9 protein-coding genes are annotated in these 17,472 nt (G+C 48.6%); 3 read left to right on the top strand and 6 right to left on the bottom strand.

Going from position 1 to position 17,472, the window contains the following annotated elements; translation table 11 throughout:
* The first annotated feature begins 79 nt into the window (after positions 1-79).
* Positions 80-310: a TIGR02647 family protein gene (locus tag CBR65_RS06320; protein ID WP_087466077.1), complete on the top strand. Its 231-nt coding sequence runs from the start codon at positions 80-82 to the stop codon at positions 308-310.
* A 110-nt stretch (positions 311-420) separates the two neighbouring features.
* On the opposite strand, the gene CBR65_RS06315 is transcribed toward CBR65_RS06320, so the two are convergent.
* Genes CBR65_RS06315 through CBR65_RS06300 form a run of 4 tightly spaced genes read right to left on the bottom strand, consistent with a single transcriptional unit; the run spans position 421 to position 8,824 of the window.
* Complete coding sequence (locus CBR65_RS06315; RefSeq protein ID WP_157671990.1) at positions 421-1,062, bottom strand: hypothetical protein; 642 nt, start codon at positions 1,060-1,062, stop codon at positions 421-423.
* Between the two features lie 29 nt (positions 1,063-1,091).
* Positions 1,092-5,321, bottom strand: coding sequence for a DUF6531 domain-containing protein (locus tag CBR65_RS06310; RefSeq protein ID WP_087466075.1), 4,230 nt, complete (start codon positions 5,319-5,321; stop codon positions 1,092-1,094).
* Positions 5,315-6,631, bottom strand: a complete 1,317-nt coding sequence (locus CBR65_RS06305; protein WP_087466074.1) for a hypothetical protein — start codon at positions 6,629-6,631, stop codon at positions 5,315-5,317. Before CBR65_RS06305 ends, CBR65_RS06310 begins: the two co-directional genes overlap by 7 nt.
* A 39-nt stretch (positions 6,632-6,670) precedes the next feature.
* Complete coding sequence (locus tag CBR65_RS06300) at positions 6,671-8,824, bottom strand: type VI secretion system Vgr family protein (RefSeq protein ID WP_087466073.1); 2,154 nt, start codon at positions 8,822-8,824, stop codon at positions 6,671-6,673.
* 440 nt (positions 8,825-9,264) lie between these two features.
* Between CBR65_RS06300 and CBR65_RS06290 the strand changes: the two genes are divergently transcribed.
* Both CBR65_RS06290 and CBR65_RS22625 read left to right on the top strand, forming a co-directional pair.
* The gene (locus tag CBR65_RS06290; protein WP_087466071.1) at positions 9,265-10,320 is read left to right on the top strand and encodes a DUF4380 domain-containing protein; all 1,056 of its coding nucleotides are present in this window, start codon (positions 9,265-9,267) and stop codon (positions 10,318-10,320) included.
* 284 nt (positions 10,321-10,604) lie between these two features.
* Positions 10,605-13,583: an RICIN domain-containing protein gene (locus CBR65_RS22625; protein ID WP_087466070.1), complete on the top strand. Its 2,979-nt coding sequence runs from the start codon at positions 10,605-10,607 to the stop codon at positions 13,581-13,583.
* 220 nt (positions 13,584-13,803) lie between these two features.
* On the opposite strand, the gene CBR65_RS06280 is transcribed toward CBR65_RS22625, so the two are convergent.
* Positions 13,804-14,583 carry a glycosyltransferase family 25 protein gene (locus tag CBR65_RS06280; protein ID WP_157671989.1) on the bottom strand — a complete coding sequence of 260 codons (780 nt, stop codon included), beginning with the start codon at positions 14,581-14,583 and terminating at the stop codon, positions 13,804-13,806.
* Between the two features lie 204 nt (positions 14,584-14,787).
* Positions 14,788-17,277: a glycosyl hydrolase family 18 protein gene (locus CBR65_RS06275; protein ID WP_198300883.1), complete on the bottom strand. Its 2,490-nt coding sequence runs from the start codon at positions 17,275-17,277 to the stop codon at positions 14,788-14,790.
* Positions 17,278-17,472: the final 195 nt, after the last annotated feature.

The following is a 17,472-nucleotide window of genomic DNA, read 5'->3' as shown; positions in this document are numbered from 1 at the left end:
ATGTTTAACTAATGCCGATACTGGTAATGATGCCTATTGTGCGAAGCGAATAATTTTAATAACACAGGAAACTCTACTTATGTCAATTTCTACTGGTATGCTCGATGAAATGAATGTGCTTCTGAAATTTGATTTGTCGACCACCCAAGCCGGCATTAAAGTGCATTCCGATGCGACACCAGAAACCATAGCTGCCTCGCAACGCCTTTTTGAAAAGGGCCTGCTAACCCATGCTGATGGTGGATACCTGACTAGCCTGGGTTATGAGGCAGCGCAGCATGTGCAGAGTGCGGTGATGATTTTGCGATAATCGACTTGATATTCTTCTCTAAGAGTAGATTTTTTAAATAGAATAATAATTTTATCGCTATTTAATAATCTTCCCTTAGGGTTTTTAAGTACAATCATCTCTGGAAAATATTAGTTAACGTATCCATGAGTTTTTAAAATATTTAGCTCTTGCATGGATCGCTGATAGTTTTTGTTCGTTACAGGAGGAATTGAAAATATTCCTTCTTTTGCTCCGTCCGCGAATATTTTTCTAATCATCAACTTCCAATAGCTAGAAGGACTGAATTGAAGCGATTTCCAGTCTATTTTTTCATGTAACTCCTGAGTCAGTGGTATTTGTTTTTCAGGGTTAAATATTATCCTGCTAACTGGTATGCCAGTTATGCTAACTTCTCCTTCGTAGTTTGATATGTCGATGATGCGATTTGGTTGGCCACTATTTATCAAACTATTTTCGATAGTTTTATCTGTTGGTTTTATCCAGAGCGTTTTAGGTTTTGATCCAGTAACTTGTACGTTTTCCATATAGGTTTCGGAGCTGATATGTAACGCATCTCCACAGTCAAAATTGATAAATTTAACATTTTTTAATGCTACTTTCTTTGTTACAAAAAATCCATTTGTTGTTTTGCAGTTCTCAAATATTGTGTCGAGTATGATAAGACACCTATTTTCCTCGATACCCAAAAGAAAATTATCAAATGTTTCGTTTTTATAGTGTTTTCCTGATAAAACATAGTTTCCATCATTGTTTATGATTACTTCATTCAAAAAATTGATCACGGTATTTTCTACCTATTTTATCCGAGCCATGCGACAAAGTCATAGCCTAAGTTACTAGGAATGGAGTCGTAAGTTACAACTATGTCTACCCCATTTCTCGCTTGATGTGAAAGAATAGATGTCATGCTATTACCTGTAATATCGAAGCCGACTCCATTCCTGTTAATAAAATCTTGTGGGGCATTAGTTCGGCCAGTCCATTGCATTCCAGCAAAAATACTACTGGTTTGAGATTGTAGCGCCTGAACATCGCGAGCAACTCTGGTTTCTAATGCTGTACCAAAAAACAACTGCATTCTCCATGGAGACTCCACAATAGCATCTATTTGCCCTGGCGTGAGTTCGCTGAGTAATTTATCGAAATCATTCACCATATCATTTCTGGCATTTTGAGCTAATCGAGTCAATTCTCTTTGTTGGGTTAAACTTTCAGCTTCGCAAGACCTCAATCCGTAAGGGTCTGCACTAGCTAATGGATTTTTAACGTATGTATATAGGGAAATTCCGCCAAGTACACGGATGGGGTCCTGACTTACATATCGTCCCGCCTCTGGATCATAATACCTGAACCGATTGTAATAAAGCCCGGTCTCGCTATCCTCATACTGCCCCGGAAAACGGAATGGGCAAAAATCTCTCTCGCCGCGTAGCTGCCGTAGATTGCCCCATACATCGATGTCACTGGACCAGACTTGCTGGCCGTGTTTATCGAAGATGGCAGACGGCGTGCCGAGGTGGTCGGCGATAATGGAATAGTGCTCGTTCCCAACAAGTTTCGCCATGGGTGTGAAACTGTCGGGTTCAAAAAGCCAGGTGATCGGTTTGTCGATACTACCTTCTGCAAATGCAGGAGGGGCTTGAGGTTCGAGGGCTTGCAGTAGTTGTTGACGCTGGTCTGCGCGTATATCTTCAGCAATGTTTTGTCGGGATGAAAACTGGTTTGCGTTGAATTTGTCGGTGAGGTATTCAACCCATTCGTGGAGGGGGTTATTACCGTCCCATACCCAACGGGTATCCTTGTTGTTGAAGGTCTTGCGAATTCGTCGGCCGAGCGGATCATAATAAAAACTAACCTGTTTGCCATCCGGACGAATCACGTTCGCCAGCATGCCGTTGCCATTCCATTCATAGCGCCACAGCTTATCGCCAGGTTCCAGCTTGCTGATCAGATTACCTTCCGCATCATAGTGATAACGCGTGGTGCCTTTGGTTGAATGCGCCGCGAGTAACTGGCCGGCCGGTCCATATTCACGGTCTTTTTGTGCTTGCGTTTTAAAAAGGTTGCCGACGGCATCGGGCATGCGCAGATCAAAGCTGTCATCGCTGTAACGTGCTGAAAGCAAGTTGCCTAAAGCATCGTGCTGAAAAACAGTTTCGCGATTGAACTGGTCAACCAATTTGAGTAATCGATTATTTAAACCCCACAAGTAGGTCTTGCTGCTGTGAAGTTGTTTGCCTTGCGTTATATCGTGGCGAATCGGTCGGCCCAGTTTGTCGCGGCTCCAGCGGCTGTGGATACCGCCGGGCAGGCTGCGTTCTATCTCAAGGCCTTGATTATCACGCTTAAAGTCGACTTCGAATTGTTGTTCGCCGGTGGAGATCCTGAGAACATCGCCGCGTTGATTGCGCGCAATGCGCTGATTGAGTCCCAGTGAGGATTGAATATTTGTACGGTAGCCCAAGGCATCATATTCGGAGGAGACCCAAAATTCGCCTTGGTATTCTTTGCAAATTCTACCCAGTGGGTCTAGCTCCCATTGAAGCGAAACGACCTCATTGGATGCTTTTATCAACTCTCCATCAGCTCGGTAGGCAAAGTCTTTATATGATCCGTCACTGTGCAGTACGCGCGTAAGTTGATTATTGACGTCGTAGTGATAAGTAGAATAGCGCTGGCCTGCACGGTTAATGCGGGTGGTACGTCCTGCCGGGTCCTTGATATATTGCCGCATTAATCCATCAAAACCGGACTCACTAATAATTTCGCCGCGCGCATTGCGCTCAAACTGATAAGCACGGCCATGTTCGTTATAAATGGCGGCAAGTTGTTCTTCTGTGTCGTATTCGAATTTAATGCTGGTGCCAGCTTGTGTACGCGAAACCAATTGGCTCATGCCACGATATTCAAGAAAAATATCGTGTTGTTGGTCCTTCGCGCGAATAATATTGTCCTCACCATCATAAGCGAAGAGCCGAACATTCCCATCGGGCTCCTCGATTTTGTTCACACGCCCTAATTTGTCATAGTAAAGTCGGCGGCGGTTGCCACGATTATCCTGCGATGCGAGTAGATTCCCGAGGGCATCATGCTCCAGCAGGATTTGTTCAGTATTTCCTTCCTGAATGCTGCGCAAGTTAAGATTCTGGTCATAGTGAAAATGGAACTGGTTTTCCCCTGCATCAATAACCCTACTGAGTGCCGCATCGCTGTATTCATAGCGGGTAGCATGCCCGAGAGGGTTTACCTTGGCTGCAAGACGATTAAAGGCGTCATATTGATAGCGCCAGCTGTTGCCCACCGCATCAATCAGTTCTACAAGATTCTCTTTGTCATCATAAATAAACTGAAGGCTAACATTGTCAGCTCGTATTATTTTTGTGGTGTTACCCCGGTCGTCATATTCATATTGGCTTCTATAGCCTAATTCATTGGTCTCACTGATCACCTGAGCATAATCGTTATACGCTGTGAGAGTGGTGTGCTGTAACGGATCAATAACTTTATGTGGTAAAACACCATCATGAAAATAGGTGGTAACCTGGCCGAGGGAATCCTTAACGTAGGTGATATTGTTCGCAGTGTCATAATGCAGATGTCGCCCATAGATACCACCATCCCCCCAGGTTTTCACGCAGCGGGCATTGTGATCGATTCCATCGTATTCAAAATAAAAACTGAGATTATTACGAAAGGTTTCCTTCACTAATAATTGGTGTTCGTAGTGGTACACCAGTGGCTGTTTGAGTGCATCTTCCGTTTGCACTAATAAACCGTCGCGATAGTGGTATTCAACAGCGCAGAAAAATTGTGGCGTTTTGTGATCGCGCGTGATGTTGGATTGCGGTTCAGGCAATAGAATTTGATGGATTTGCCCTTTGTCCGTATGCGTGAAGCGGATAAACCGGCCACCGCTGTCAATAATTTGCAGTAATAGACCTTCAGCAGTGTATTGAAAGTCAATCAATGCGCCGCTGGATTTTTGCTTGAGCGAGATCAGCAGCTGATCTTCATTGTTGTCATTAAACGGAGCGAAGCGATAGCGCAATTCTTCGTTGGTATCCAGCGCATAACCTTGGACATCTCTGATCAGCGTCATGCGTTCCTGCCGATCAAAACTCGTCTCACCGTTTTTAAGTGACGGAAACGCAATGGATCGACCGTCGGCCATGCGCACGACTACGGCATTATCCACCTCACATAGTTTCACGTCATAACTATGGTGCCAGCCATGGCCTAGTGGGCCGTTGTAAACGGATGTGCTATACCAGACTCTTTCCCATACCAGTGGCAGTGGGCCGGGTAACGAGAAATCAATGTGGTCGGTAAACATTTTGCCGCTTGCCACATCCACCGGGTGGCCGGTAACGGTACAAATACTGCGGTGTACTTTGTTGCGCACGTTGGCCGGTACGCCGAGTTTATCCATCGCTTTTTTTGCGCGTTTATGCACAGCGTTGGAAATTTTTTTCATGCGTGGACTTTTCTTCTGCATCTTGCGCAGCTTTTTAAACGAGGCGCCCAATGCTGACATGCCACCGCGCATAGCCAGTGCCATCATATCGACGGTGGGCGGACCGCCGACCATAACAGGCATACCGACGGGAATGGCCAACAGGACGGATGTGGGTAAAACCATCCCGTAGGATTTTTTGGGTTTTTTCATGCGGATCGGCGCGATCATACCGATGTCATGACAGCTCAATGCGGGTAGGGCAGTGAAGCTGAGCGGCGCGCCATCGGCAACTACGGTTGAGCTGCCCATAAAAATTTCATTTTCATTCATGGGCGGTTTAACAAAGCTGCCGCCCAAGGGAAAATGCGGAATTGGCATGCCGGCAGTGCCGGCATCGGCGCGCGGTACACCACCGACCCATACGGTTGCGCCCAGGTTAAATACCGGAATGTAATCAATGGGATCGAGAATTAATGCAATGTGCGGGTGCGGAATAGGGATAGGCCCGGCCGGTGTGATCAGGATATGAATATCAATGCCGAGGACTGGATCGAAATGTTTGGCGATCAACATGCTTTGGCCACCTGTTGTACCTGGTCGAGCCAATGTTCATTGAGTAATTCATTGAATGTCAGCTTCACCTGGTCTCTGACTTCAGTCGTCGGGCTCAGGCGGATCATCGCTTGGCCCAGGAACGGAAGTGTCGACTGGCTGCGTTGCTGCGCATCCATCTTTCGGCTGATATCCAGTGAATTTTTCGCGTAAACCCAGGCTTGTTTATTGTCTTTTTTTCGCTCCATACAAAAGCTTGCCATGCGCCAGCTATCAAGACCTAAAAATAAATCCTCTCGTTGCTCGGCTGCCTGGGCCGCTCTGTCGTAAACGATGGCGGCTTCTTCAAAGCACTCCATATTAAAAAGGCAAGTGGCTTCACATACCTGTGCTTGTACGAGTAGTTTCCCACAACCGGCAACAGATTCTTCTTCACCTTGCTGCGCAATAGCTTGTGCTGCGCGATAGTCTTGCAGTGCGTCTTCAAACAATTGCATGTTCAGGTAACCGGCCGCACGTATTAATAAAACGGCGACCCACATGTCGAGCCAGCGCTGGTGTTGGACAAGAGTTAATGCGGCAGCAGCATGGGTTTCCAATGCGTCACGGTGCTGCTTTCCGGCGGCTTCCTGAAGATCTGTCATATGCTGGCGTAGTTTTGCGCCGGGTGAGCCATCATCCGCCGCTTTCAACACAGCCTGCATCGCATCGCGCATACTGACGGGTGCGACAACGCTGTGAATATGCTGCGCTCTTTTTTTGGCAAGCTGGGTTAATGCTGATTCGGTGTGCGTATCCAACACAATCAGACGCAGTAATTTTGGCCAGGTAAATTCCGTGTGGATATCGCAGCACTGTCCCCACCAGTCGACATAAGCTCTGGTATCCGCAATAGCGTTAGGTGTAACAGCGAGCGTAATGGAGTGAACGTAATCACCAAAGGTATGTATAGCGGCGTTGCAAGAGCGGAACAGCGCTTGAAAACCACTGCGGCAGGCATTCAGATCCGGCTTGGACCATTGCAAGGGGTTGTCATCTTCGGATGCATCCTCGTCTTCGTCAGCGAGTCCATCTTCAATCAACTGGTTCATTTCTATAGCCAGCTGGTGACCGAAGTTTTCGGCACTGTCAAATTCGCTATTTAAATGAATAAACAGGTGAGGATTTTTTTCATCCAATTGTTCTTTGACTTTGATAAACGTCAACGCCAGTTGGCTATCGTCCGGTGTAAAAACCCAATGAAATATAGGTAGCTCACTGTCAATAAAAGCTTCCCATTGCTCGTCAAGTTTTTCCAGTTCTATTTCAAACGGGTTTGGTTGCTTCTTCATGAGTGGTGCTTCCTTTTGGGCGGCCCAGACAAATATCAATTAATTCAACTTGACCAATGGCCCCATAACACTCACACCCATCGCATCAATTTTTACAAAGCTGGCGCCCATGGATAAGGTAATGCCCGAGGCATCTATGCTGATACTGGAACCCGCCACGGAAAGGTTAATTTGCGCCTGACCGAGCACGTTAATGTTCAGCGCGGATGTGTTGGCATTGGTGGAAATAGAAACGTTTTGTGACAGCGCACTGATATTCTGGTTGCCGCTGACATTCACGGTTTGGTTGCCGCCGACAGTGGTTTCCTGATTCGCTCCTACGCCCAGCGTCTGGTTAGCCCCGACATTCAGAACCTGGTTGGTGCCAATGGTAAGATCCTGATTGCTTCCCACCGTGCGGCTTTCACTGGAGCCGATAGATGCGTCAACTTTGCCCGCCGTATTTTCTGTCAGGTTGCCCGCAATTGTGCTGCTGCGATTTCCCTGAACACTGGCATCCTGATTGCCCTGCACGCTGGCTGTTTCATTTCCCTGTACGCTGTGTGTAGCGTTGCCGCCAATGGTGGACGATGAGTTGCCATCGACGTTGTAACTGGCGTTGCCAGTGACGGCTGACGAGAGGTCGTTGCCTACCGTGGTATTAAAATCTTTTTGTGCATTAAATTTAAGTTGTTCCGATCCTTTGGTATCGTCGATAGACATTTCATTGAACGATGAACTGTCGCCTTTGGCGGAGCGGGATTTCATTCCTGCATAATGTTTTCCATCCGGCAAGGACACTGGCGGCATATGCGCGCTGTTGTAGACACCTCCGATAACCAGTGGTTGATCCGGGTCGCCGTTGACGAAGGTCACAACCACTTCCTGGCCAACCCGGGGAATATTCAGCGTTCCCCATTTGGTACCGGCCCAAGGCGTAGCCACTCTGACCCAGCACGAACTTTCTTCATTCTTGCTGCCGTAACGGTCCCAATGAAATTGCAGTTTAATCCGGCCGTATTTATCGGTGTAGATTTCATCGCCGGCCTTGCCGACGACAAGCGCCGTTTGTACGCCGTCAATCCGGGGCTTTTTGATCTGGCAGGGTGGACGAAAGCTGATTTTGGCGGGAATACAGGAAAACTGGTTGCTGTAGCTTGCCCCCAGTGCTGTGCCATCGGGATCTTTCTCTTCAAGGTAGCTGCCATCGAATCCGTGATGCTGAATATTTGTGATCACGAATTGTTTTTTATTGTCAGCAATATTTTCGTCGGAGCGTAACTTAAATTTACGACCCAGAATCAGTTGGTGAAAATTGCTGTTAGCAATAATATTTTCATAAGCCATCTCCTCCTGTTGCATCCGCAAGCGAGTCAAGCTTTGGCCCTGTTGGGTATCACGATAATTGCCAGGGAAGTCGAACATCTCCAATGCGGCATTATTCTTTAGCTTGATAGACGTGGGGGTTTCTGTGAGAAGCGAGTGATTCGGATTCTCGAAGTTGAAATCCGTTTGTGCGAAAGCGCCGGAACAATATTGAAAGCGATGTTGCCAGCTGTTGATGTATTGCTTTCCGCGTGAACCCGAGCTGTGTTCAAGGGTCTCGTCATCCAGCGTTTGATAAGCAGCAGCGTTATCCACAATATGTAGAATGTGCTTGTCGGCTTGGTGTTCAAAGAAATAAAAAATCCCTTCCTGTTCCATCAGGCGTGAAATAAATTGAAAATCCGATTCCTGATACTGAACGCAATATTCCAGCTCAGGATGCGCTTCACTCAGCGAAAAAACATAATCATTAAAACCCAGCTCACCCAGGATTGCTTCGATAATTTGTTGTACATTCTGGTTTTGATAAACCCGGCAGTTGGTGCGTTTATCCAAAAACCACAGCCAGGGCACAATCTCTGCCTTGTAACCATACAGCCCCCGTTTTTCCAGGCCAGTGTAAACAAAGCTTTTAACAAAGCCATTCAGACAGCGCGGCTTGCTGCTGTTCGCATCGATAAACAGGGCAACATGATCACCGATGATGTCGGCGGCGTTGATATTCTCTTCATAGGACAACAGATCCAACTCAAAACGAAAAAGCTGTGAAATCGGCTCGGAGCCTTGCAGACGTCTGAGCAACAGGGCATCTTTGCCGAGCCCTGTCTCAATACGTAAAAAGCGATTGTCCTGTGTATATTGCATGCCAGTTTTAAAAAGACTGTTCACACCGGTCTCCTTGCTTTTTCAAATGGCACCGAGCTTCATGGTGGGGGAAGCTTTAGGTGTCACTGCTGAATGACAACCAACTGCCGCAAATGGAGTTGGAATGAATGAAATTTATTGGCTGAAATTGTACCGCTGTGCTCTAGGGAAAATGAATAACTTAAGCGCGAACTGTGATGTAATACGCCATTTAACCTGTTGAATAACAGTGAGAAATTTTCCTGATGATAAATTTTTATCATGGCGCAACAGGTTGTTGATACCATTGTTGACGCTTGCTCCTCACTATATGTAACTTACCGCACAAAATGTTTTGTACAAGCGGTCATCGTCAAGGGTGTTCAAGTGGCATTGAAATTTGCGCTTCTACCTGATTCGTAGCATGATGCGCAGGTTTAAATTTCTCTGATCCCAACAGCAATAACAACAATTGGTTTGCGGTTATGTTAAAAATTGTAATCTTCCCGACATTAATGCTTTTCCTCGCTTTGTCGCTAAATGTCAGTGCGGCATCGACACCGCCAGCTATCGAAAGGCTAACGCTGAAAAATAATCATATCCGTGTTGAGGTAACGCCAGATATCGGTGGTCGGGTCGTACATTTTGCTCGTCGGGAAGCGCCCAATTTTTTGCGCGTTGGAAAAGAGATTGATGATATTCCCGTGCCGGAGGTGAACGCCGACAGTAACAATATTGGCTACCTTGGCCACGAGATGTGGGTCGGTCCGCAAAGTGCCTGGTGGACGCAACAAACGCTTAACGCAGCGCGACGTAAAGCCAAATCGGTTTGGCCGCCAGATCCTTTTCTGGTGTTGAGTCAACACGAGGTTACACAACAAAGCGATAAGCAGATTGAGCTCGTTGGACCTACCAGCCCGGTATCCGGCATTGCTTTCACCAAACGCTATCAATTGATAAAGGAACGCCCTGACAGTGTGCGCCTGGATGTGATTGCACGGAACGCGCGGAGCACGCCAGTGAGTTGGGACATCTGGTTCAACACGCGGGTACGTGCCGAGGCCAGGGTTTACGTGCCGATTCAGGATGAAGAAAAATTGCGGGTTAATCCGTTTCCCGGAGAGCTCATAGCACCTCCGGTGTATAACATTGAACAGGGATTATTTTCATTCGAATTGGCCGCGCCGCCTGCCGGCAAGACGATTCGTCGCGGCAAGGTATTTATCCAGCCAGCAGCTGGCTGGATTGCCGCGTTTGATCACGATCAGGCGTTTATCATTCAATTTGCTCTGCAACCGGAATCGCTGATTCATCCCGAGCAGGGGCAGGTTGAGCTGTACCTCGATTACCAGCCGGAGAACCCAGCCGCCAGCTTGATGGAATTGGAAGTACATGCGCCGTATAAAACCTTACAACCCAATGAAGAAATGCAGGCGCATGAAGTCTGGACGATACTAGCTTATACCGGTGATTTCACCAGTGAAGCGCATATCGCTTTTATAAAGCGGCAAGCGGCGTCTCTCGGCTTGGAAGGTTTATAAAATACCCTGGGTCATTTGAAACAGGAAAAAATAATTTTTATTAATAAAATTTATTTGGCGCAAGAAAGTGAACCTTAAGATCGTCTTTCCACGGTTGACTGCTTGCGCTGTTGTAATAGTTGGTTTCGCTAACATCAGTTTTATATAGCAAATTAGTTTCCCGCCTCACAAGATTCTGAGACCTTCCGCATTTAATTATCTGATCAATGTGCTTAGCATTCGCTCCCGTAACGCGTTTAGTCGTTCGTATCCAATCTATTCCAATAATAAATCAGGAGAGCAACATGTTATCAATCCACCTGGAACGGGTGCCGTTATCCCGTTCATTGCCTAATGTGTATTTTCTTTTTTTAATCCTACTGACTGTTTTCTTGTATTCCATGTTGTTAACACCCGAAGCACAGGCTGCGCGGCAGATGGAATATCTGGATCGCGGCGTGGTGGCGATTCGTTCCGGTAACGGTGTGTTTGTCGGTTGGCGCATGCTGGGCGATGATCCCGCTGCTATCGGGTTTAATGTGTATCGCAACGGTACGCGTCTGAATAATTCGCCGATTACCAATAGCACCAATTACTTTGATGCCAGCGGCACAACCGGCGCCAGTTACACGGTTCGCGCGGTGGTAAACGGCAATGAAACGGGTGATAGTGCAGCGGGATCGGTATGGGCCAATCCATACCTGGCCGTTAATTTACAGCGTCCTACTGGCGGCACAACACCGGACGGTGTTGCTTATGATTACATCGCCAATGACCTGAGTGTTGGCGATCTGGACGGTGATGGGCAGTATGAAATTGTGGTGAAGTGGGACCCGTCAAATGCCAAAGATAATTCCCAATCCGGCTATACCGGTAATGTATTTATCGACGCCTATGAATTATCCGGTACCCGTCTGTGGCGAATAGATTTGGGGCGCAATATTCGCGCCGGCGCACACTACACACAATTTATCGTCTACGACCTGGACGGTGACGGCAAAGCAGAAGTGGCGATGAAAACCGCTGACGGCACACGCGATGGAGCCGGTGTGGTGATCGGAAATGCCAACGCTGACTATCGCAATTCCAGCGGTTATATTCTTTCCGGCCCTGAATTTTTAACGATCTTTAACGGCCAAACCGGTCGCGCCATGGCGACAACGAATTATGTACCGGCGCGCGGTACTGTCAGTTCCTGGGGCGATGGATACGGCAACCGTGTCGATCGTTTTCTCGCAGGCGTAGCTTACCTTGATGGCACGCGCCCCAGTTTGATTATGTCCCGCGGCTATTACACCCGCGCGGTTGTGGTGGCATGGGATTGGCGCAATGGACAACTGGCACAACGCTGGACCTTTGACAGTAGCAGCAGTGGCAACAGTGCCTATGCGGGGCAGGGGGCACACAGCCTCACCATCGGCGATGTAGACGGCGATGGTCGCGATGAAATTGTGTTTGGTGCGGCTACCATCGATGACAATGGTCGCGGACTTTACAGCACCGGTCTTGGTCACGGTGATGCGTTACACCTCGGCGATTTTTTACCGAGTCGCCCCGGTCTTGAAGTCTTTATGGTGCATGAATGCCCGAGCTGCTACGGCCAACATGGTGTCGAGATGCATGATGCGCGTACCGGCCAGATTATCTGGAGCAATAATGGTGGCGGCAATGATGTGGGGCGTGGTGTCACCATGGATGTTGATCCGCGCTATGCCGGTAGCGAGAGTTGGGCTTCTGCGGGTGGATTGCACGCAGCCAATGGCACGGTCATTTCCTCGACCAAACCTGGCTCCATCAACTTTGCTGTTTATTGGGATGGAGATCTGCTGCGGGAATTATTGAACGGCACCACCATTGATAAATGGAATTACAGTAACAACACCAACAGCCGTTTGCTAACCGCCTATCAATCGGGCGCAGCACAAAATAATGGCACCAAAGCGACACCGGGATTATCCGGCGACATCCTCGGTGACTGGCGTGAAGAAGTCATTTGGCGTAACGAAAGTAACACCCAGTTATTAATTTTTTCCACCACTGCAGTAACCACGCATAAGCTGCGCACGCTGATGCACGATTCGCAATATCGCGTCGCCATTGCCTGGCAAAACGTGGCCTACAACCAGCCGCCCCACACCAGTTATTTCCTGGGGGATGGCATGAGCGCACAGCCGGTTCCGGATATTTATTTTGTCGGTACCGATCCCAATCCACCCTTGGGTGGCTCAAGTTCCAGTTCGTCCAGCTCCAGCAGCGGTGCCGCGATTGCCAATGGTACTTATGTGATTGAAGCGCGTTCCAGCGGTAAAGTCCTGGCCGTGGAAAATAACAGCACAGCGAATGGTGCAAACGTTGTGCAATGGGAATACACCGGTCAATCCAATCAGCATTGGCAGGTGACGTCGGTGGGGGATGGTTATTATTCCATTCGCGCTGAACACAGCAACGCGGCGCTCGACATCGCCGGCCCCACCTCGGCCGATGGCGCCAACATTATTCAAAACGCCTATGTGGGTGATCAAAATCAACGCTGGGCATTCCAGAGCGCGGGCGATAATTATTACGGCATTATTTCGCAATACAGTGGTAAAGCGGTGGATGTGGAAGCTCGCAGTCAGGCGGACGGCGGTAACATTTTGCAATGGACCTACAACGCCGCAACGAATCAACAATGGAGTTTGACTCCCGTGAGCGGATCTCCCACTTCATCCATAACCATCCAGGAAAACACCACGGGCTTTTGCAGCGTTGATGGCACGGTCGACAATAACAATGCCGGCTTCACCGGCAGCGGTTTTGCCAACACCACCAACGCCGCTAACCAAGGTGTGAATTGGCGGATCAGTACTGGCAGCGGCAATTACACGCTGACTTTCCGCTTTGCCAGCGTCGACAGTCGGCCTGCGCAATTGTTGGTGAATGGCAGTGTGGTAACAAGTCTGGATTTTGCATCGACCGGTGCATGGACATCCTGGGGTGAAGTCTCCACAACAATCAATCTTTCTTCTGGCACTCATACCCTTCGTTTGAATGCAACGGGTAGCAGTGGTCTGGCAAATATTGATTCTATTCTTGTGTCCGGTGATTCGCCTGCGGCGGCAAGTTGCAGTGGCAGTGTGCCATCCAGTAGTTCCAGCAGCTCAAGTAGTTCAAGTACGCCGGCGAATGGTTCTGTGTGTAATTGGTACGGCACCAACTTTCCAATGTGTGTTAATCAAGTGGATGGTTGGGGCTGGGAGAATCAGCAAAGTTGTATTGGTGTGAATACGTGTAACTCACAATAGACTTTTAATTTTTTAGAGAAGCCCGCAGGGATTGCGGGCTTTGATAAGTGAGTAGGTTGTCTTACATGTCGCGAGGGAGCTTCGTAGTCCGTTTGTCATTAGGCCTTTTGTTTCGAAAACGCATGAATACATCCCTGTAGCTCCTTCAAGTCATCCCTGACTTGAAGGTTTCGAAACAAAAGGCCTAACGCCAAACTCGTATCGTGCAATCCTCTATGGATCACGGCTTAAAATTCACCCGCCGATATCCCTGAAGCGTTTTCTTAATCACCAAAAAAATTTCCTGTGGTGATAAGTGTTTTATCTTGTCCATCAACGTAATGCGATCCGTCGACACAATATCCGGTGTTTCAATGTTGCTCGCGAAAGTTGGCTTGGCCGAATCGTATTTATCCTGCGTGGTTAGCGAAGGCGCAACCTGATAGGTATTCAAGCTGCCGGCGATGATGGAGTCTTCGTGACAAAACATAAAACGGTCAGGATTTTCGTGATATTTTTCCGGAACACTTAATAATTTTTGTGCACCCTTTTTGCTCAGTATGTAAGAGCCTGCGCACCAGGATGTGGAATAGAGTCGATAGGTGCCGCGCCCGTGATGAATTGATGCGGGTTGCCTATCCAGCTTGATGCGATTGGTGGGTTTTTCCAAGCGGATGATATCGAAATCTTTTGGCATCCAGGATGTGTCGGTAACGAAGTGACGAAATTCGTTGGAAACATGCAGATCATCTTCGACAATAACTATCCAATCATCCGGCCCGTCGGCGCATATTTTCCATGCGCGTGAATGACTTAGAAAACATCCTACCTTACCGCGTGTCCATTGGCGTTTTCCGTTGCGCGGGCGCGATGCTATAAATGCGTCATATTCGTCTTGCGATAACTCGCGTCCGTTAGTGGCTTCCAACCGTTCAAACTCAAGACCTTGTTGCGCAAACTGCCTGCGAGAAAATGTCAGTCGCTCGACATCTTTAGCAAGATTGATTAAGAGAATTCTCATGGCCATACATCCTATGTGTCGTTCAGATTAACTTTTACTGGATTTTTTTCGAGAATAGAACTTATTTTTTAAAAAAACGCGAATTTTACTAAAGGTGTTATAAGAGGCTGGCGGGTTAATAAACAAATACGCAAAAAAAAGGCTCTCCATAGGGAGAGCCTAATGAAAAACGGAAATGTAATTGATGAAATGTGTTATGTATTATTAACGCAAGGGTGTCATCAAGTTTTCACATTCCTGTGCTGTGAGGTTTGCACCACAAACGGGAATCTGGTGTTGCGGTGCAGCATCGGAACGGTTGTTTAATAACGCATTACCTAACACATGATTAACGGCGTTGAGGTTGTAGCCGTTATCTTGTTCCGCCATCCAGAAGAAAATACCGGCTAATCCATTGTCTTTGGCATATTGAGTCTTCAGCGCAACGGTGCGCGGCGTTTCAATACTGATAAACGAGCCGATACCTTCATGAACCAGATAGTCAGCATTGGCGGTTTTGTCGGTATAAAGTGTGTAACCATTGCGCGGTTTTAGATCGCGATCCAGAAAATTCTGGAACAGATCATAACCTTCCACAACACCTGCCTCCCAGGAACCGACACCGGCGATGCCCAATATCTGATCCGCACCGGTCCAATTCAGGTCACCGTAGGTTGTCGAACCTGTTAAGCCATTGGTGTACTCACTGATGTCACCGGGCACCGTGGCTTTAGCGCGGTGATAATTGGCGGCACCGATCATTAATTTATTGGCCGGTACGCCCAGGCTTTTCATGTAGTTGATGGTCCAGTCTGCTGAAGTGCCCGCCGAAGAACCCACCGCATTCGGGTTGGTGTAAAGCGGTGTGTGATGGGAAATTTCCCGCTCCCACGCGCCCGTCAGGTCATAGGTCATCAAATACAATCGATCCATATAAGGATGCACATTATCCCAATTGATTTTCTCCAGACGTCCTAATCCGGCCGGAATGGCAGACGACAAGCGATAGGATTTACCTGTCTTATTCGACAACCAATCCATGCCGGCGCGCAATTCCTGAATCAGCGTGGCGTAGTTGGCGTCGTCAGCAGGGCTGGATGCACCAGGTACCGAGCCATCGGTGCCAGGATATTCCCAGTCAATATCCACGCCGTCAAAATCAAAACGTTCGAGGAAGTGCACAATAGAATCCACAAAGGCTTTGCGACGTGTGGGGTTGCCAGCCATCCAGTAAAAACCTTCTGACAACGTCCAGCCGCCGACGGATAAATCCAGTTTCAATTGCGGATTTTGTTCGCGCAGTTGATAAAGCACGCCGAACACACCACCGACATTTGCCGGATCGAGTTCGTATTGGCTTTCTGTGCCGACTACGCCATTGGGTGCAACACCGACATTGCGTACAAACGCTGCCTCAAAATCGGCCAGTGCCATCGCACCATCCGGCAAATTACTTTGCGTACAGTTACGCATAACCGCTGCGGGTGCGGAGGTGGGGAAGCCGCCGTCTTGCACATTGCTGGCAGCGGGATAGCAAATACCGGCGAAGCCATAAACGATGCGGTGCAAGTTGCTGGCGGCGAGTTTGGTGAAATCAAAACGGCGTCCATACACAGCCCAGTCACCGATATAGGTCACGATTTCCGTACCACTGGTGACATCGTAAGTATTGTGTTGCAACGCAATATTTCCGGGTACCAATTTGGAAACCCGCGCACCATTGTCGCCATCCAGGCCGCCGTGGTCACCACCGTTATCCGTTGCGGGTGATATGCCGCCTTGCTGGCCGGGCAGGGTGGATTGTGTATTCGAAATGCGCGCCGCATTAATGACGCCGGTTGGATTAACGTTACCCGCATTGGTATTGCCGGTCACTGGCTGCGGTGTACCGTAATCAATGTTATTGGGAATCGGCACCGGACACAGATCCGGATCAGCATAACCAACCGCCGCGGACCATTGTCCGGGATAAGCGGTGTTGCCCGGTTGAATGGAGTGAGTATCAACTAACGCGCGATACACAACGCCTTGATAGGCCACATGGGTTCCCGCGCTGTAGATTTTTCCGCTGGTAAATTCTTCCGCGCAGAAGCCAACATCGGGAACATTATTGCCATTGGAACTGCTGGAGCCTGAACCGCCGCAGGCAGCTGCATTGGTCGATGACCAGGCACTCGTGTAGGCCCAACCGACGCCGGGCTCATATGCGGCATTACCGCTGGAACACCAACCGGCTACAGTGCAGGCGTAATAGCCACCGGCATTGGTGACCACGCTGCCGGCCTGGTAGCTGGTGCCCGCCGCGTAGGAAGGGCAGTTGCCCGTGCTGGATGTTGAACTTGCCACCGAACTGCTGGAGCTCGACACCGGTGTCGAACTGCTTGAGCTGGATGGCGGCACACTTGAGCTGGTGATTGAGCTGCTGGAACTGGGAGTTGAACTACTGGAGCTGGGCACGCTGGATGTATTGTCACAGGAACCCAAATCTTCCCAGGCATGTTGCCAGGCCCAACCAACGCCGGGTTCGTAAGGTCCACCAACGGTGCACCATCCGCCGACAGTGCAGCGGTAAGCATGATTGGCATTTTTTACCAGGCTGCCGGTGGAATAATTGCCACCGGCGTACTGAACTAATTCACTACAGTTGTAAGCGTAAGCCTGACCGACTGACAAACTCATGATGAACATCAAGGCGAAAGCCTTTGCTTTGATCATGTTTATATCCTCTTATTATGTAAACATTTTTAGATAAACGCCTGATCACGGCAGGTCATTGCCTACCACCATTGGCCGATGACAAAGATGCAAGCGCTGGAGAGGTATAACGGCGTTTCCTTGTGCGGATTCTGTGTCGAGGGACGGCAGAGAGCGGTATAAAAAACCACTGCACATAAAACGTGGAAATGCGAT

It is taken from the genome of Cellvibrio sp. PSBB006 (genome assembly GCF_002162135.1).
In the GTDB taxonomy this organism is placed as follows: Bacteria; Pseudomonadota; Gammaproteobacteria; order Pseudomonadales; family Cellvibrionaceae; genus Cellvibrio.
The sequence above is the reverse complement of the archived record's forward strand: the minus strand, read 5'-3'. Positions and strand labels throughout refer to the sequence as shown.